The following is an 18,611-nucleotide window of genomic DNA, read 5'->3' as shown; positions in this document are numbered from 1 at the left end:
GTTTTCCCTTAACTAACAATTTTCAGTCCAATAGTTCAATTTTTAAAGAGGAACGGCACGATTTTTATATAGGTATGGCCGTGTTATTAATTTCGTAGCTTGAAAAGGAGACGAAGGGTTTGACTATATATCTTCTAAGGCCAACACAAAGGTAACTAAAACTAACAAATGCGTGCAGCGAATAGAGTAGCTCTTAATACATCCATACTTTACCTACGAATGTTGGTTACTACCGGCATAACGCTCTATACGACAAGAATAGTACTAGATATACTTGGAAGTACTGATTACGGCTTGTTTAACTTGGTTGCGGGTATTGTATTGATGTTGTCCTTCCTCAATACCACCATGGCCTCATCCACACAGCGTTTTTTGTCATTTTACCAAGGGGCGGGCGACTTAGCGATGCAAAAACGTGTGTTTAGTAATAGTATGCTATTACATATTGTAATTGCTATTATTATCGTAGCCGCTCTGGAAATCGCGGGTTTGTTCTTGTTTAACGGAACATTGAATATTCCGGCGAATAGACTGGAAGCAACACGCTTTGTCTATCATTTTATGGCGGCCACCGTTTTTTTTAATGTAGTGGTTGTTCCTTTTAATGGGGCTTTAATTGCTCATGAGAACATGATCTGGGTGGCTGTCGTGAATGTAATAGAAACATTATTGAAGTTGGGAATTGCCTTATTATTAACAGTGCTTTCTTATGACAGACTAATGGTTTACGGGGCACTTACCGCTCTCGTTAGTGTTGTCAGTTTCTTACTTTATGCTTTTTATTGTTTACGAAAGTATGCTGATTGTTCTTTAAGTGGAATTACAGTACAAGCTGATAAGCCATTATTAAAGGAGTTGTCCACTTTCGCCGGATGGAACCTATTGGGTACACTATGTGGGCTAGGAAGAACACAGGGTCTAGCCATCCTCTTGAATATATTTTTAGGGGCCGTTATCAATGCAGCGTATGGGATCGCTAATCAAGTAGCGGCCCAACTTAACTTTTTTTCCGCAACCTTACTGCGAGCACTCAATCCTCAAATTATGAAAAGCGAAGGGGCCAATGATCGGCCGAGAATGTTACGTCTGGCTATGATGGCCAGCAAATTCGGCTTTTTCTTGCTCGCGCTTATTGCCGTTCCGGCTTGTTTTGAAATGGAAGCGATCCTGAAACTTTGGTTGAAAAATGTACCACCACATACGGTCGTTTTCTGTCAGCTTATTCTCATAGCTACCCTGATCAATCAATTAACAATCGGTTTGCAATCGGCAGCACAAGCTATTGGCAATATTAAATATTATCAGATAGTGGTAGGTACTACGTTGCTATTAAATTTGCCAATTGCTTATATTTTACTCTCACTTCATTACCCGGTATATGCTGTCATCATAAGTTATGCCGTTGTTGAATTCATAGCCTGTGTGCTACGAATGTTCTTTTTAAGACATTTAGGAGGCTTATCCATTCGCACTTACTTGTCAAGAGTAGTCTATCGGGAAGTTATTCCGTTAATAATAGTTTTACTCGTAGGCGTATTGGCAACAAAATATATCCACTATCATTATCGATTTTTAATTACGATCCCGCTCACGGGATTTGTTTTTGGATTGAGCATCTATTTTTTCGGTTTATGTGCAGATGAAAAAATATTGATGCGTAATTTTATGGACAAGATAAAACAGAAAATAACCGGCTAAATTGCTAACAAATGAATAAAATATTAATTATAGGGGCTTTTGACCGATTTAACTACGGCGATTTATTATTCCCGATTATCATCGAGCAACAATTAAAAACATATGGACACCCGCTAGATATCGGATATTTTGGAATGATAGAAAGCGATTTAAGCGATTTGGGAGGAAAACCAACTCAAGATATACAGGCATTTTATCGTGCGTGTAATGCGAACAATGAAAGAGCCAATATCATCGTTGCGGGAGGCGAGGCTATCGCAGTCACTTGGAATTCTTTGTTGGTGGCTTTGAATGAAAGGTATCGGTTAATAAGGCGTTACCAGCATCATTTAGAGAAGTTTATTGACCTTAATAAATGGGCGAAACGCAAATTGAAAGGACAAACGGTGCTTCCTTTTGTGTTCAATAAAACAGATTTTAAGAGCGTTGATCACGTCTTGTTCAATTCACTGGGTGGTTCGGAAATACCAGAGCAAATTTTCACTAAAATAGAGGGCTTACAGCAGAAACTAAAGAATGTCGACTATTTTTCCGTGCGAGACACCATTACCCGGAAAAATCTGAAAAATAAGGGGGTCGAGACTAAATTATACCCTGATTCGGCTATCCTTATGTCTAAATTTTACGCTATTGAACACCTGGACGAATTGGTAAATATTGATGTGCGGCATTTTGTGGCGTTAAAAAAAGGGAAATATGTGTTTTTTCAGATTAATCGAAATCACGCAAAACAAAAAGAGGAAAAAATAGCTGCACTTCTAAATGCTATTCACCATGAAACCGGGGCAGACATCTGTTTATGCCCGATAGGAAAAGCATCAAATCATAATGATGACGAAGCTTTACAATTGATTTTCCCTCATTTGGACGGCGATGCTCAATTTTTTAACGACGTTACTATTTGGGACATTATGTATTTAATTGCCAATGCGCAATGTTACATCGGTACCAGTTTACACGGCGCCATAACAGCCATGAGTTATGCGGTTCCTTACGTCGGAATAAATGTTAAAAAGCTAAATAGCTATCTCGGTACTTGGGGGGTGGAGAATCTGCAAAATGTTGTAGCCATTGAAAGTCTCTATGATCAATATCTAAAAGCGATCAAAGTTCCGAAACAAGACTTGATAGAATCAAAGAACAAGCAGTTTGCTGCGATAGAAGAGTCGTTCAATCTCATGGCTACACTTTTATTTAGAAGCTGATTCCTCCTTATTTGCAGGCTCGGGTGTTGGCTTTTCATCATATTGTCCTTCTTTAAAGGCACGTACGCCTTGCCCCAATCCACGCATCAGTTCGGGGATTTTCTTGCCGCCGAAGAGCAATAACAATGCAATAACAATGACACCCAATTCAGGCCCGCCAATGACACCTAGTAATATTGAATAAAGCATAATATATTTTTTAGTTTAACTTTGCAAAGTTAACCTGTCTAATATTAGATACAGATTAAAATAAGATTAGGATTGGTAAACAGGAGACCCGTTAACGATTTGGATCATATGGGGAGTAGTATGTTGTAGGTTGGTATACGGGAATGCGTCATTATAGGTGGCAGAAAAGAAGGGGATAAATAGAATGATGATCTATGAAGTTTAAGGTGCAAAGAAAACGAGAGAAGACTTCCGGTATTCTACAAAGACTACTATTTGTCTTCTTAATATTTGTGTTTTTACTCACGGCCGGTTCGCTTCTTTTAAGACACTCCATTGCAGAGAAGCTGGCTTATTTAAGCGTAAAACTTAAAGCACCTCCCGAAACAGGCGAAATAAGTAATGTCTTACTGGAGCTAAGTAGCGCCGAAAATGACTTTCAGCAAGCTAGTCTTTACGGCTATGGTGATAAACTCGATGAGTATCAACGAAAAGTATTGAGCGTCTTTGCTAAAATCGATACTATTTTGCACGAATATCCAATATTGGCGGACAGTCTAGGCAATTCATTGGACGAAAGAGAATTTAAAAAATATGTGGATGGAAAGCTGGATCTTTCGCTCAAAGTTTTCGCGCTAAAGAAAAGTTTCGACTCTTTACTGATAAAAAGTACGGATGAAAATATTTTTGGGAACAGCAAAGTTAGGATAGCTAAGGAAAGAAGACAAATACGCCGAAATGCGGAGCAAGATACCATCATAAGGGAAGTGGCGTCAGCGGTCAAGAAAAAAGGGTTCTTAAAACGTTTAAGGCAAGTTTTCTCCCCGGGTTCAGATACACTTCGTACAAAGTTACTACTCGTTGCGCGGGAAAATGCTGTGCGGGATTCGATTGCAAGAGAGTTGCAAATTCAGAATGAAAAAGGGCAGCAACAGCTCTTGGAAAGGTTAAGCAAAGAACATACATTACTTGCTCAATCTCAACAACAGCTCATATCTTCGAATTTATCACTCATCATACAATTACGGCAGCTTATCGATCAAATCAAAGATAATTACTTATTGACTTGGGAAAGAAATCAACGGGAAACCTTAGCTCAATATGAAGAAGCTGTTGATGATTTAGACAGTTTTACGATTACTGCCACTATCATGGTGCTGATTTTTGTTGCGCTTCTTTTGTTCTATATCAAAAAAGCTGCTAAAGCAGAAGATCAGTATAAAGTTGAAAACGCTCGTGCTATTGCGCTTGCGGAACAGAAATCGGAAATGCTTGCTACAATGAGCCATGAAATTCGAAATCCGTTGACAGCGATAACCGGGTTCGTTTATTTGATGAAAAATACACCGCTGACCGCTGAGCAGAACCGTATGGTAAGCTCAATAAAAGCTTCTTCAGATATGTTAATGGATACCGTGAATGATATTTTGGATATGACTAAAGTTGAAAGCCAACAGTCAGAAGTACTTAAAGTTGTTTCTTTTACTCCATTTCATGAAATTAAGGAAACGGTAGAAACCATGCGCTTCATAGCCATTAAGAAAAATATATCCTTAAATTTTAGTTTTGACGGTTCTCAGGACGAGATGGTTTATGGCGACCCTTTTCGACTGAAGCAGGTGGTCATCAATTTACTTGGGAATGCCATTAAATATACGGACATTGGAGGGGTGGAGGTGTATTGCACAATGAAAAAAGGTGAGCAAGACGGTATGCAGGAACTTACGGTACGTATTAAAGATTCCGGTATTGGCATTCCGCAAGAACAACAGACCAAATTATTCACTAAATATTATCAAGCGGGAAAGGAAAATGCAAGGCCTGGCACCGGTTTGGGCCTGTATATCTGCTACCAGCTGATTAAATTGCAACATGGGGACATCTACGTAGAGAGTGAAGAGGGAAAAGGTTCTACGTTTAGTTTTCGTATTCCCTTTAAATCAGCTAACGTTTGATCAATTGAATAGTAAAAATACAAAAGACTCTCTTATTTATTAAATAAACAACGTCATCCGTTGTAAATATCTTGTTTGATGTGTTTAGTTGATTTTTTGAACCAAATACCGTTTCAGGGTTTGATTTAAAGCCATTTTTCTCCGCCACTTTTATGTAATTTTCTTTGTCGGTTGTGTGGAAAATACCCTGAAAAGGAGTAGGTTTGCACTCTTTATTGAAATTTTGTTAATATAAAACCTTTTATGGGTGCTAGAATACAAGCGATAGAATACTATTTTCCAGAACAAAAAATTACCAACCAAGATCTTAGTGAGGAATTTCCGGATTATGATTTTTCTAAGTTTGAATATAAGATAGGTATAAGTAGTCGGTATGTTGCCGGAACAAATGAAACCGCTTTGGACCTAGCCGAAAAAGCTTGCCTAAAACTTTTTAAACGCATTAATAAGGCTAAAATCGATTATATTTTGTATTGTACCCAAAGCCCCGAATATATTATGCCGTCAACGGCTTGTATATTGCAGGATCGCCTGGCTCTTAATAAGACAGTGGGCGCTTTTGATTTCAATTTGGGATGCTCGGGTTATACCTATGGCTTGAGTATGGCGAAAGCTTTCATAGAAAGCGGCCAAGCCAATCACGTGTTATTGGTAACAACAGATACCTATTCAAAATATATCAATAGGAAAGACCGGTCTAATCGAGCGATCTTTGGCGATGCGGCAAGCGCAACCGTTATTTCGTCAAATGATGACAACGGAATCCATAAATTCAAATTTGGTACCGACGGAAAGGGGTATAATAAATTAATCGTTAAGAACGGTGGTACTCGATTTCCTGTTGATGGCCAAGCTGTGGAGCACCTTTATGGTAGAGGCAATATTTATACGGAAAATAATCTTTATATGAACGGGCCCGAAATATTCCGTTTCACCAGTACTGTGGTGCCTCCTTTTATTGAGGAAGTTCTTACGCTCAACGCTGTAAAGAAGGAGGACGTTGGGCAGTTTATTTTTCATCAAGCAAATGCCCACATGTTAAAAGTGATGCGAGAACGCTTAACAATATCTCCTCAAAAGTTCTACATCAATTTACGTGATGGTGGAAACACCGTTTCTTCTACCATACCCATTGCATTGAAAAACTATTGCAAGGAGGATCTAACAGAAGAAAAGGCCTCCATTATTGTTGCCGGTTTCGGCGTTGGCTTGTCCTGGTCTGCCGGATTAATCGAAGTTTCAAAAAATCTATAATTATAGCCATCCTTTTTTTCTGAACCAAAAATAAATGGCTAAGGTGATAATCGCCATGACAAGCATTACTATTGGGTACCCTAAGTGCCAGTTAAGTTCCGGCATATAATGGAAGTTCATGCCGTATATCCCTACTATAAACGTTAATGGCATAAAAAAAACAGAGAAGATCGTTAATATGCGCATGATTTCATTTGTTCTATGGGAAGCGATGGAAAAGTAAGCCGATAGAAGCTGTGCGGTATTCTCTGAAAGATTGTCGTATATATTTTGCATTCGCACATATTGATCCCGTAAATCCCGGGTATAGATATTTCGTTGTTTGGGAGTATCTATTTTATCGATAATCTCATAAGACAAGATCAAGAGACGTTTGATCACATCGACTTTTCGTTTTACATAATAAAGCCCTCTTAAAACGGGTGCCTTGCGCTGCTTCAGGAAAACATTCTCTTCAAAATAATCTAACGACTGTGCCAACTTCACGCTAGGCTCTTCAAAAGTAAGCAAGGACGCCCGTACAATACGGTTTACTATGCATATGGTGTCCTTACAGCCTCCTGCATCTATCGCTTTGGCTTTAACGTCGGCGATAAGAGGTTGTTCAGTTCTATGAACAGTGATGACATAGTCGGAAGTATAAAAAATGGCAATTTTATTTGTTAATTCCTGTATGGTATCCGCGTCATTCATGGGGTCCTGTGTGTATACTCGGACGATTATGAAGGTATAGCCGTCTACGATTTCATGCTTCGGTAAGTGGTCGGGCTGCATACAATCTTTAATAGATGTTTCATGTAATGCAAATCGTTTGCTTATGTCCAGGATTTCTTCCATAGAAGGATCTGTTAAATCGATCCAATCGAAACCGTGCGTATCCCTTGATGCGAATATTTTTTTCATTAGAATAAATTGTCTTTTAATGGCCATGAAACCCGCTTATAAGCTTGGTTTATTCATGTCGTTCTCTACATGCTGTAGCATATAGTATTTTCTTAACATCATTCCTTACCTCATCGTTTTTTGATAAACCAACTAAACTCGCTCGTTTTAAATTTCTGTCGGCTCTTGCTTTTTCTCTGTTGCTTCCTGTATGTCTTCGGCATCGGGTATCAAAGCCTCTTGTTGCTCTGAAGCCTTTGCTTCATATTGTATTTTTATAAAGATAGGGAAATGATCAGAATTAAAATTCGATAGTCGTTTCAACTCCCTAAGTTTGAAATCTGTCGAGAAAAAGGCATGATCAAGTGGAAAACGCAAAAAGGGATAATGTGCATGAAACGTGTTGTAAAATCCCCTGCCGCGGCGTGGATCGAGTAATCCGCTCATTTTTAAAAATAATTCCGTTGTATAGCTCCATGCTACATCATTTAGATCGCCGATGACAATAACCGGTCTACTGCTTCGTTTAGCTAACTCTGCTATTAGCAACAGTTCTTTGTCCCGTTCCGTAGATCGTGGGTTTTCATTCGGCACAGGGGGAGTAGGATGCACAGCATATAATTGCACCTCAAGTCCACTCCGGAGCGTTAATACGCAATGAATCGAAGGAATGTCCTTTTCAACCAAATAGCCGATCTTGGTAGCTGACAATGGTAATTTGGAATATAGCAGCATGCCATACGTATTCTCTAAGGGCACGCGTACATGATAAGGATATTCTTGGGATAAACTGCGTGTCTCAAGGTCCCATCGCTTGTTGGTTTCAAGCAATAAAACAACATCGGGATTAGCCCGGGTTATTTCTCCTAAGCACCCTGCAGTGTTTTTATTGTCTTGATAAACGTTAGATACCATTAAACTCACCGATTGCTCTTGTATATTGCCTTTGGCATATAATACCTGCTTTTTTGCAAGCGGCGTAAAGGGCATAATTTGTGACGATAGGTAAATGCCATTGATCATGATTACGGTAAGTGCAATCCAGTCAAAGATTACCGAACGGTCAAAATAACCAAGTAATAGTGCAAAACAAATGGCTGTCAATACTAGTTTTTGCAATCGCGGATAATCGAAAACCCTAAAAATCCAATATTCGTGTTTAATAAGGGGAATGAGGGTAAAACAAATAGTTAATAAAGAGAGACTATATATAAAAACGTTCATAGGTAGTATATGCTGTTAATAGTCAAACATAAGAACAAAAACAAATGAATAAAAATTTTTCTTTTTCAGCTGCTTAAACTCTTTGCCGCCCGATTTAAATTAGAAAATCGATTTAGCATATAAAGGATAGTCACATTAATTTGTTACTTTTAGGCACATTATTTATTGAAATCTTAAACAGATAATATTGATTGAAATGATTCGAGTTTATCGCTATTACGCAGCACTTCTTTTACTAAGCTTTTTCTTAGCCGCTTCAGTTGGTAAAGCGCAAACAAATCCGATTTTCGATGGTTGGTATGCCGATCCCGAAGGTATTAGATATGGCAATGAATATTGGATTTTTCCAACTTATTCAGCGCCTTACGAAGAACAGGTGTTTATGGACGCGTTCTCATCCAAAGATTTGAAAAATTGGAAAAAACACGCCGGAATAATTGACACTGCTGCGGTAAAGTGGGCAAAAAAGGCAATGTGGGCGCCAGCTGTTTTAATGAAGGATAAAAAATATTACCTGTTTTTTGGCGCAAATGATGTTCATGAAGGCGAAGTTGGTGGAATTGGTGTGGCGGAGGCTGAAAAACCACAGGGCCCTTATCGCGATTTACTCGGCAAACCCCTAATCAATAAAATCGTGAATGGCGCTCAACCAATCGATCAATTCGTCTTTAAAGATACTGATGGAACTTATTATATGTACTATGGGGGATGGGGGCATTGCAATGTGGTAAAATTAAAAGATGATTTTACCGGGATTGCTCCTTTTGAAGATGGCACTACCTATAGGGAAGTAACACCGGAAGGCTATGTCGAAGGGCCCTTTATGTTCGTTAGAAATGGAAAATACTATTTTATGTGGTCGGAAGGTGGATGGACCGGGCCCGACTATAAAGTAGCATATGCGATAGCCGATTCGCCTTTCGGCCCTTTCAAACGAATCGGAACAATTTTACAGCAGGACCCCGCTATTGCTACAGGCGCAGGACATCATTCCATCATACAAGGAAAAGGAAAAGACGAGTGGTATATCGTTTATCACCGTCGTCCTTTAGGAGAAACGAGTGCCCACCATCGCGTTACCTGTATAGATAGAATGTATTTTGACGAAAATGGTTTTATAAAACCCGTAGTAATGACTAAATAGTTATCTCTTTATACATATAATGATCGAAGAAGAGATACAGGTTTAATTGTCAATAAAAAAATGAGTAAAATTATAGTACTAGGAGGCCAGGGGCAACTGGGGCAGTGCTTGCAATCCGTTTGCAAAGATAAGGCCATGGTTTTTTTATCATCGAAAGAGGCCGATATTAGTAATGAAGCTCAATTGGAGCAATGGTTCATTCAGTATAACCCCAGTCATATTATCAACTGTGCGGCCTATACCGCCGTTGATAAAGCGGAAGATGAAAAAGAGGAAGCAAGTAAAATCAATACGATAGCACCGGGTATCCTGGCTAGGTTATGCAAACGCTTCGATGCAATTTTAATTCATATTTCTACTGATTTCGTGTTTGAAGGTAATCAAACGGGTCTGTTAGAGGAAACGAGTATTGCCAATCCGACCGGTGTTTATGGACAAACTAAGTTAGATGGCGAAACGACCATTCAGCAAATATGGAATAAGCATATTATTATCCGTACAAGCTGGTTATATTCTGAGTATGCCAATAACTTTGTTAAAACGATGCTGCGACTCGCTCAAGATCGCGAGGAACTCAAGGTAGTGGCAGATCAGGTCGGAACTCCTACTTATGCACGCGACTTGGCCGAAGTCTTATGCAAAATTATTGATAACAATATTACAGAAGATGAATACGGTCTTTATCATTATAGCAATGAGGGAGTTGCAAGTTGGTACGATTTTGCCTATGCCGTTTTTGAATTGAGCAATACCAATATCCACCTGTTTCCGATTAAAACTGCTGATTTTCCTACAAAAGCGAAGCGTCCGGCGTATTCTGTAATGGATAAATCAAAAATAAAAAAGCAATTCAATTTGGTTATACCGAATTGGCGGGATAGCCTAAAAAACTGCTTACAACGGTTAAAAGAAATTCAAAACTAATACGCCTCCCATCTATCTTAAACACATGAAGTGGAAAACCCTAACATCCGAATATTTAGTAAAGGCCCCTTGGGCCGTCTTAAGAAAAGATTCGTGCGAAATGCCTAATGGCCATATCGTGCCGGAATATTATGTATTGGAATATCCGAATTGGGTAAATGTGGTAGCATTTACTGAAAGAAACGAAATAATCTTAGTAAGGCAATATCGCCATGGCGCCGGTAAAGAGTTTTTGGAAATACCGGGAGGAGTCATCGATGAAGGTGAAGATGCACTGACTGCTGCTAAACGCGAAATGCTGGAAGAAACCGGCTACGCTTTCACGACAATGGAAAAACTCGTGGATTTGTATCCTAACCCTGCCACGAGCACTAATATTACGACAACTTATGTGGCTAAGGGTGGTGTGAAGGTGAAAGAACAGGCTTTGGATGATCAGGAAGAAATTGAGATTTTGCTTTATTCAGTTGATGACGTCAAAAGGTTGCTAAAAGAAAATAAGATTGGCCAAGCGCTTCATACAGCAGCACTCTTTTATGCGCTTTATGAGTTGTAAAAAACTCCTCATTCATCGTTTAGAACTCTTAACTAAATCTTTACCTTTGCCCCATGGCAAGAGAGATTTTGGAAAATAAGCGTAAAGCGCTAAAAATTAATTTAAGTGAACAGATCTACGGCACTTTTGCGGAAATAGGTGCCGGACAGGAAGTAGCACGAAATTTTTTCACCGCTGGAGCGGCGTCGGGAACCATCGCTAAAACTATGAGTGCATACGATATGGCTTTTAGCGATGCCATTTATGGCGCTGAGGCAAACGGACGCTATGTGAGTAGTTCGCGTTTGGAGAAGATGCTCGATCATGAATACCAGCTGCTTACCGATCGACTGAAAGGGCCTAAATATCAGAATCGTAAGTTCTTTGCCTTTGCCGATACGGTAACTACCTTGAATTTTAGTAAAACGAACGATCCACATGGGTGGATTGGACTTCGCTTTCAATCGGAAGTAGGAGGGGAGCCAAATGATATTATTTTTCATGTACGCCTCTTAGATAGCGACGCTTCATTGCAACAAAAAGTTTTAGGGGTATTAGGTGTTAATCTTGTATTCGCGGCTTATTTTTATATTCATGATGTACAAACGATGATTGAAAGCCTGGTGGACAATTTAGCTGCGGGATCGGTTGAAATCGACTTAGTTAAGCTGAATGGATCTGCATTTAAAAATGTGAGTGAACGGTTGGTTAATTTGTACCTCATCGCTAAAGGCTTCTCACGGGCTGCAATCTTCGACGAAGAGGGGCATGCACATCAGGCAAAAGACTTTCTTTACAAAAAGGATGTTATTATTCTGAGAACAAAATATAAACAGAAATCCAATCCAAATTTTGATTTATTCAATTTGGCTGTTGATCAGTTTAAGCGCAATCTGGGAATCAAGGATAAAAATCTTCTTGTTATGATTGAGGTGCTGATGTCAAACGCGTTGGAGGATCATCCCGTCCTGAGTAACGAAGATTTGGAATATTTCGCTAAGCGAGCTGAAGAACTATGTGCTACAGGGAATCATATTCTGGTGTCTAATTTCACGAGAAATCATAAATTGGCTGAATTCCTTGCCCAGTTTAAACCAAACAATGTCGGTATTTCTACCAATATTTCCAATCTTCGTAATATCTTCAACTCCAAAAACTACGGTGAAAGTTATGCTGATGAGTTGTTAGCCTACGTGAGTGGCATGTTCAGTAAAAACGTAAAGCTGTATGTTTATCCTTATCTAGATAGAAAAAACAATGAAATCATAACTACTCAAAATATGCCGGTATCTCCGGAAGCCAAACCACTCTTTGATTTCCTCATTCAAAACCATTATATTATTGATATAGAAAATTACGACGAACGTTTTGTGAAAACGGTTTAATTAGCTGTTAGCATTTAGGTATTAGCCATTAGCGAACAACTAATAGCTAATACCTAACCGCTATATCCTAATAGCTCGCTGCTGCCTCCTCATATTCACTTAAAGGAGGACAAGAACATACTAAAGAGCGGTCACCATAAGAATCATTCACTCTTCCTACTGCCGGCCAGAATTTATGTGTAGCAACATAAGGGAGAGGATATGCGGCTTCTTCCCTTGTATAAGGTCTATTCCATTCATTGGCACTAACTACTGCCAAAGTATGTGGCGCATGCTTTAATACATTTTCGTTTTTATCCACCGCTCCCAACTCAATGGCAGCAATCTCCCTTCTGATAGCCAAAAGTGCATCGCAAAAACGATCTAATTCTGCTTTTGGCTCTGATTCTGTCGGTTCTACCATAAGCGTACCGGCAACAGGGAAAGACACCGTTGGTGCATGGAAGCCGTAGTCCATTAAGCGTTTAGCAATATCGCCTACTTCAACACCATAACTCTTGAAGCTTCGACAGTCGAGAATCATTTCATGGGCACATCGGCCATTAGCGCCTGCATACAATATTTTATAATCGTGTTCAAGCCTAGCCTTAATATAATTGGCATTAAGAATAGCAAATTTAGTAGCATTGGTTAGGCCGTCGGCACCCATCATCGCGATATAAGCATGCGAGATAAGTAAAATAGAAGCTGATCCAAACGGTGCTGCTGCAACGGCAGAGATAGACTTGCCTTCATTAATATTAACCACTTCATGGCCAGGTAAGAAGGGTACTAAATGCTCGGCAACACCAATAGGTCCCATCCCGGGGCCACCACCACCGTGCGGAATACAAAAAGTCTTATGAAGATTGAGGTGGCAAACATCTGCGCCGATACTTGCAGGACTTGTTAAACCAACCTGCGCGTTCATGTTGGCACCATCCATATATACTTGACCGCCATTTGCATGGATAACCTGGCAAATATCGATAATCGATTCTTCAAATACCCCATGGGTAGATGGGTAGGTAACCATCAAACAACTTAAATTATCTTTATGCAGTTCAGCCTTGGATTGCAAATCGGCCACATCAATATTACCACGCTCATCACAGTTTACAACAACGATTTTCATGCCGGCCATCGAAGCAGAGGCCGGGTTGGTACCATGTGCAGACGATGGAATGAGCACGACGTTGCGGTGATGGTCGCCTCGATCTTCATGGTATGCTCTGATAACCATGAGACCTGCATACTCACCTTGTGCACCCGAATTGGGCTGAAAACTCATTTTAGCAAAGCCGGTGATGGCAGAAAGCCACCGGTTTAGCTCGTCAAGCATTTGCATATAACCACCAACCTGATCGATGGGGGCAAAAGGATGTACTCTATTGAACGACTCCCAAGATACAGGTATCATTTCGGTTGTAGCGTTTAACTTCATCGTACAAGATCCCAGTGGAATCATCGAATGGCAGAGCGATAAATCTCTAGCTTCGAGCGATTTGATGTAGCGTAGCATTTCGTGCTCAGCATGGTGCGTGTTAAACACTTCATGCGTTAAATAGGCCGAGGTACGTTGCAGCGCGGTTGGGATTACGCTTTCCAGTGTTGATGTTTTGAATTCAACATCCGCCAAATTTTTTGCTTTTACCTTCGCAAAAACACGAACAATTTCTTTGATATCCTCCAAGCTGGTAGTCTCATCTAATGAAATATGGACGGTTTCGCCTTGGTAGTGAAAGTTCATTTCATGGTTCAGCGCTTCTGCATGTAACGGATTACATAAATCACCAAGATGGAAGGTTAGGGTGTCAAAATAGGCCTCATTCTCTTGTCTATAGCCAAGCGATGTAAGTGTATTAGACAAAAGCACGGCTAGTCCATGAATTCTTTCTGCAATAGCGCGTAAGCCTTGTGGTCCGTGATAGGTGGCATAAAACCCCGCCATAATAGCAAGAAGCGCCTGCGCCGTACAAATATTAGAGGAAGCTTTGTCCCGTCGAATATGCTGTTCACGTGTTTGTAAAGCCATTCGCAGCGCGTAATTCCCCGATGAGTCGATGGTGACCCCGATAATCCTACCGGGAATATTACGTTTATAAGCGTCCTTTGTTGCAAAGAAAGCTGCATGAGGACCGCCAAAACCCATAGGGACACCAAAGCGTTGTGAGGAACCAACCACAATGTCCGCTCCCCATTCTCCCGGTGGCGTTAGCAAGGTAAGGCTCATCAGGTCGGCCGCAACACTCAAAGTTGCTTGATGTGTATGAACCTTTTCAGCAAAGCTGCGGTAATCAAATACCTTACCGTCGCCAGCCGGATATTGGACTAAAGCTCCAAAGATATTTTCATTAAATTCGATCGAAGTATGATCACCAACTAAAAGTTTGATGCCGTAAGAAACGGAACGTGTCCTTAATACATCTAAGGTTTGTGGAAAAACATTCTCCGATACAAAAAAAGTATCGGCATCTTTATTTTTACGTAGGCTATACTGCATAAACATCGCTTCTGCTGCAGCAGTCGCCTCGTCTAGTAAGGATGCGTTCGCTATTTCCATACCGGTAAGGTCAATGATAACCGTTTGGAAATTTAATAACGCCTGTAATCTGCCTTGTGCTATTTCAGCTTGGTAAGGTGTGTATTGTGTATACCAGCCAGGATTTTCAAATACATTTCGCAAAATAACACTGGGTGTAATCACATCGTAATATCCTTGGCCGATGTAAGATTTGAACACTTTGTTTTTAGAAGCAATTTGCTTCAATCGTTGTAAATATCCCGTTTCAGTTAAAGCCGGTGGTAAGCTTAACGGGCTTTTTAAACGAATTTTAGTTGGAACGGTTTCATCAATCAACTGATCGATGCTATTAACGCCAATAGTTTTAAGCATCTCAGGAACATCTTGCTTATTCGGCGCAATATGGCGTTCCTCAAATTTCTCTTGAAAATTTATGTTTAAGTTCATTCATGTATGAATTATAGACGCAGTTTCAATCTAAGTAACAGAGCATAAAGCTGTTTAAGAGGGATTTAGCTGGTTGTTACCCATTTAAGATCTCTTCATTTAAGGGCACAAACATAGACAAAATGCCCTTCATTTGCAAGTCATTAACATAGCTTATCTATACACGCTTTGTCATTTTTATGTGGCGATAAAATTAAAGAATGGACGCTGTTAAAAAGATTTTACCTAGCTTTGAATATCGAAGAGAGTAAGTATGAAAAAATCGTTACCACTGATCGCGATGGTTTCCGGGTTTATATCTTTTATTGGAATTATTTACATGATGCTGCATCCTGAATTACCCGGTATACTAGTTTTTCTAATCTATGGGCTAGCTACCTGTGCAGGTGTATGTGGTTTACTTTTAATCGGAAAAAAAAGAGAACGTTAGCCAATACAACATTTGCATATTGGCTAACTACTCACTGGCTGTAATTGCAAGGTTATGAACCACTTTATGCGATTATCACATTGATGATTGCTTTATTCCACCTTGTAACGATAAACAGCCCGCCCGATATTGCCGTTCTCATCGATTCCTTCTACCACAGCTTTATAAGTGCCTAGGCCGCTAGCATTATAGAATTGGAAACTCGCTTTCCCTTGACTATCGGTAATAACATCCGGATTCCAATAAACGGTGGTACGCCAATCGATTCCGGGAGTACTGGTTGGCGTATATTTCGGTAGGTAAAAGCTGCGTTCAGCTTGGTAGCCTAAAGGTGTAATCGTTACGATGTTAGATTTTGGCAAAAGATTTTCCAATTCAGCCTTGCTGATGCGCGTACCTTGTGGTTTCTTTTTCGTGTTGATCACCAATACGCCATTGCTTTGGTAGGTTCTGTTTACAGTGCCCAAATCATCACGTAAAAATATCTCCACTGACTCCACCTCTGCCGGACTAACGGTATTGATGCCATTCACATCAATGGCCATTCCATTTAAAAACACCTGTACCGGTGTCCGATTTCCTTGGTTATAATCTCGTGTGATGTAAAAGTTGTTGTCCATAAAGGTTAAACCCATTGCGGCTGTCTGTAAGCAATTAATAAGCAGATTACAACCGGTGAATCGAGCGCCGTCAATCAGGTGGTCAGGGATAGGGCTTAAGCCTGATAAAGCCGGATACTGTGTATGGCGAGGTTTTGGTGCTACTCTTTCCGTAATAACAACTTCTTCTAAAAGCCGCTCGGTTCGGTATTGTCTTGCACTATTTTTAAGATAGGGCGTTAGTGTACTATCTATATTAAGTATCTCGTCCGGTGCGGTGAAACCAGGTGTGATAGCAGGAAATGCATCTCCATTCAAGGTGATCTTTAAATTTTTATAGTTCTCATTGTTCCTTGCACTGATGGTGACCTGTGCCGAGTCGGTAAACATGATATTGCTAAACTTGAAATTACCCTGTTCATCGGAATAAGTTTCAACCGTTTTCTTATCATTGCCTATGCTCAATTCGAGTTTGCCGTTAGGTACTGCTATTCCGTTTAATAGGCGGAGTGTGCCGGTGATATCAATGCCCTGTTCCGGTAAGAAAGAAACAGGAGGTATTTTATCACCGATAATATCTTTATAATCAAAACGGCGATACCCCTGCGTCAGCATAAGTATGTCTAAATGGCTGCGAGTTTCAGGTGTTACTTTTTTGAAGTAATAGTTCGGTTGCTCCACATAACCCTTGATATCTGAGGTTAACAACAGGCTGCTAAGAATTGTTGTCTCTGCATTTTCGTTGAAAGGAACCTTCGACTCGTCAATAACCGAAACAGAAAAAGTTCCAACAGATTGTGAGCTATCTGTTGACGCATTTAAATGTAATTGAACGGCCTGCTTCGCTGCATAACTTTTTTTATCGGAGCTTAATGTAAGTTTAAGTTCGTTCGCACGTTGAATAAAGACCAGTCGCTCACTCAAAGGGATACCGGAAGGGGAAAGTAGGGTGAATTGTACAATGCCTGACGGAAATTTATTTTTTGGTACGGAGGCATTGATGCTCGCACTGTTCAAAGGAGTTTGTGCTGCGTAATAGATTACACCATCGCTTTGCGCGACTAATGAGAAAACTTTATTCTGATTTTGTTGTAGATAAAGATCATTCGAAATTATTTTCACAGCTATGTTTAAACTGTCTGAAGGATCAATGGCTAAACTCGTTCCGAAAGGCCGCACCTTCGGAAGTTGATAGCTGTACGTAGCGCCATTTTCGGTAGTAACTTTTGCAGTGTACACGGCATCTGCTTTAGGTGTTAGATTAAATTTGCCCATGCCTAGATGTTGGGTCTCAATGCTTGCAACTTCTTGGCCCTGCTGATCTACCACTTTGCCTGTGATAGCCACTCCCAATCCATCACCTCCTATCGACTTGAAGGCAACTTCACTCGGTAAATCGGCAATTAAATATCCTCCTTCCGGAAAAAATTGGACATCCGGTGTCTGAAATGCCCCACGTAGTTGATAACTTGTGTTAACGGAACGGTTATTGTCTAAACTGATGGACGTATTTAATATCCCGTCTTTTAAAGCCTGTTGTTGCTCATTCGATAGACTTACTTGCAAATAGCCATTTTTGTCAGTATTACCTCTTCCTTTGCTTAAGCTGCTTGTGCCGCGCATAAGTTCCCAGGAAACCCGTTTATCTATTAATGGCTTCCCTTCTTCGTCTGTATAGCGGATCCGGCCGTTAACAGTTGTTGCTTTTCCTCCAGGGGCAGCAACAAAACTAGCGTGAGTTTTTACCCTTTTATTGAAAACGTCTCCAATAATGATATTTTTATTAAAAAAATAATCCGGGTCAAAATTCATCATGTATTTTGTATATGCTCTAATGCGATAATTCCCCTGTTTATAGATAAGCGGATCTAAAACGAGACTTCCATTGCCCGTGCCGTTATTGCTGGGAATCATGGAGGTTTTCATTAAGGAATCTCGGCTATTGAGCACCTCTATGTAGACAACCTTACTAAGATTCGAAAGTTGATGATGACTGGTCAAATAAGATTTAAACCATATGGTGTCGCCCACAGCATAATAGGGTTTGTCAAAATGGAGATAAACTTTTTCAATAGGTTGCTGCGTAGCTAAGGTATTGGTTTTTTCAACAATGGTATTTAAATTAATTCCTTTTTGTCGGGATTGACTCCAGACTTGTAGGCTGTAAAACGATAAAATAGCAAAAAGTAAATATCGGTTGAGCTGTCTCATATAGTGATTGTCGAATTTTTTATAAATCGCTAATTTATCGATTTATT

The 18,611-nt window shown here is 40.0% G+C and carries 14 protein-coding genes; 9 read left to right on the top strand and 5 right to left on the bottom strand.

Going from position 1 to position 18,611, the window contains the following annotated elements; genetic code table 11:
- The first annotated feature begins 168 nt into the window (after positions 1 to 168).
- Positions 169 to 1,698 (top strand): oligosaccharide flippase family protein, encoded by a 1,530-nt coding sequence (locus M1D52_RS21015; RefSeq protein ID WP_437393455.1) that lies wholly within the window; start codon positions 169 to 171, stop codon positions 1,696 to 1,698.
- Between the two features lie 11 nt (positions 1,699 to 1,709).
- On the top strand, positions 1,710 to 2,903 hold the full coding sequence (locus M1D52_RS21010) for a polysaccharide pyruvyl transferase family protein (protein WP_130856236.1): 1,194 nt from the start codon (positions 1,710 to 1,712) through the stop codon (positions 2,901 to 2,903).
- Here the strand turns inward: M1D52_RS21010 and M1D52_RS21005 are convergent.
- Positions 2,889 to 3,092, bottom strand: coding sequence for a Sec-independent protein translocase subunit TatA/TatB (locus tag M1D52_RS21005; protein WP_013665356.1), 204 nt, complete (start codon positions 3,090 to 3,092; stop codon positions 2,889 to 2,891). The genes M1D52_RS21010 and M1D52_RS21005 overlap by 15 nt on opposite strands.
- Positions 3,093 to 3,286: 194 nt before the next feature.
- Here M1D52_RS21005 and M1D52_RS21000 point away from each other — a divergent pair, with 194 nt between their 5' ends.
- Together M1D52_RS21000 and M1D52_RS20995 are read left to right on the top strand one after the other, a co-directional pair.
- The gene (locus tag M1D52_RS21000; protein WP_013665357.1) at positions 3,287 to 5,026 is read left to right on the top strand and encodes a sensor histidine kinase; all 1,740 of its coding nucleotides are present in this window, start codon (positions 3,287 to 3,289) and stop codon (positions 5,024 to 5,026) included.
- A 243-nt stretch (positions 5,027 to 5,269) separates the two neighbouring features.
- On the top strand, positions 5,270 to 6,280 hold the full coding sequence (locus M1D52_RS20995; RefSeq protein WP_437365163.1) for a 3-oxoacyl-ACP synthase III family protein: 1,011 nt from the start codon (positions 5,270 to 5,272) through the stop codon (positions 6,278 to 6,280).
- On the opposite strand, the gene M1D52_RS20990 is transcribed toward M1D52_RS20995, so the two are convergent.
- Positions 6,281 to 7,183, bottom strand: a complete 903-nt coding sequence (locus M1D52_RS20990) for a magnesium transporter CorA family protein (protein WP_013665359.1) — start codon at positions 7,181 to 7,183, stop codon at positions 6,281 to 6,283. It lies immediately after the preceding gene.
- A gap of 147 nt (positions 7,184 to 7,330) precedes the next feature.
- Positions 7,331 to 8,386 (bottom strand): endonuclease/exonuclease/phosphatase family protein, encoded by a 1,056-nt coding sequence (locus tag M1D52_RS20985; RefSeq protein ID WP_377613462.1) that lies wholly within the window; start codon positions 8,384 to 8,386, stop codon positions 7,331 to 7,333.
- A 196-nt stretch (positions 8,387 to 8,582) separates the two neighbouring features.
- On the opposite strand from M1D52_RS20985, the gene M1D52_RS20980 reads away from it, so the two are divergent.
- Genes M1D52_RS20980 through M1D52_RS20965 form a run of 4 tightly spaced genes read left to right on the top strand, consistent with a single transcriptional unit; the run spans position 8,583 to position 12,374 of the window.
- On the top strand, positions 8,583 to 9,530 hold the full coding sequence (locus M1D52_RS20980) for a glycoside hydrolase family 43 protein (RefSeq protein WP_437393454.1): 948 nt from the start codon (positions 8,583 to 8,585) through the stop codon (positions 9,528 to 9,530).
- Between the two features lie 60 nt (positions 9,531 to 9,590).
- The gene (gene rfbD, locus M1D52_RS20975) at positions 9,591 to 10,454 is read left to right on the top strand and encodes a dTDP-4-dehydrorhamnose reductase (protein ID WP_437393453.1); all 864 of its coding nucleotides are present in this window, start codon (positions 9,591 to 9,593) and stop codon (positions 10,452 to 10,454) included.
- Between the two features lie 25 nt (positions 10,455 to 10,479).
- A complete protein-coding gene (locus tag M1D52_RS20970; protein ID WP_013665363.1) occupies positions 10,480 to 11,010 on the top strand; it encodes an NUDIX hydrolase in 531 nt (176 codons plus the stop codon).
- Positions 11,011 to 11,063: 53 nt separating this feature from the next.
- Positions 11,064 to 12,374, top strand: coding sequence for a hypothetical protein (locus M1D52_RS20965; RefSeq protein WP_013665364.1), 1,311 nt, complete (start codon positions 11,064 to 11,066; stop codon positions 12,372 to 12,374).
- Between the two features lie 67 nt (positions 12,375 to 12,441).
- Here the strand turns inward: M1D52_RS20965 and gcvP are convergent, their stop codons facing one another.
- Complete coding sequence (gene gcvP / locus M1D52_RS20960) at positions 12,442 to 15,324, bottom strand: aminomethyl-transferring glycine dehydrogenase (RefSeq protein WP_437393452.1); 2,883 nt, start codon at positions 15,322 to 15,324, stop codon at positions 12,442 to 12,444.
- Positions 15,325 to 15,577: 253 nt separating this feature from the next.
- Between gcvP and M1D52_RS20955 the strand changes: the two genes are divergently transcribed.
- Positions 15,578 to 15,754: a hypothetical protein gene (locus tag M1D52_RS20955; RefSeq protein ID WP_157622223.1), complete on the top strand. Its 177-nt coding sequence runs from the start codon at positions 15,578 to 15,580 to the stop codon at positions 15,752 to 15,754.
- A 92-nt stretch (positions 15,755 to 15,846) separates the two neighbouring features.
- On the opposite strand, the gene M1D52_RS20950 is transcribed toward M1D52_RS20955, so the two are convergent.
- Positions 15,847 to 18,564 carry a hypothetical protein gene (locus M1D52_RS20950; protein ID WP_013665366.1) on the bottom strand — a complete coding sequence of 906 codons (2,718 nt, stop codon included), beginning with the start codon at positions 18,562 to 18,564 and terminating at the stop codon, positions 15,847 to 15,849.
- Positions 18,565 to 18,611: the final 47 nt, after the last annotated feature.

It is taken from the genome of Olivibacter sp. SA151 (assembly GCF_054130995.1).
The sequence above is the reverse complement of the archived record's forward strand: the minus strand, read 5'-3'. Positions and strand labels throughout refer to the sequence as shown.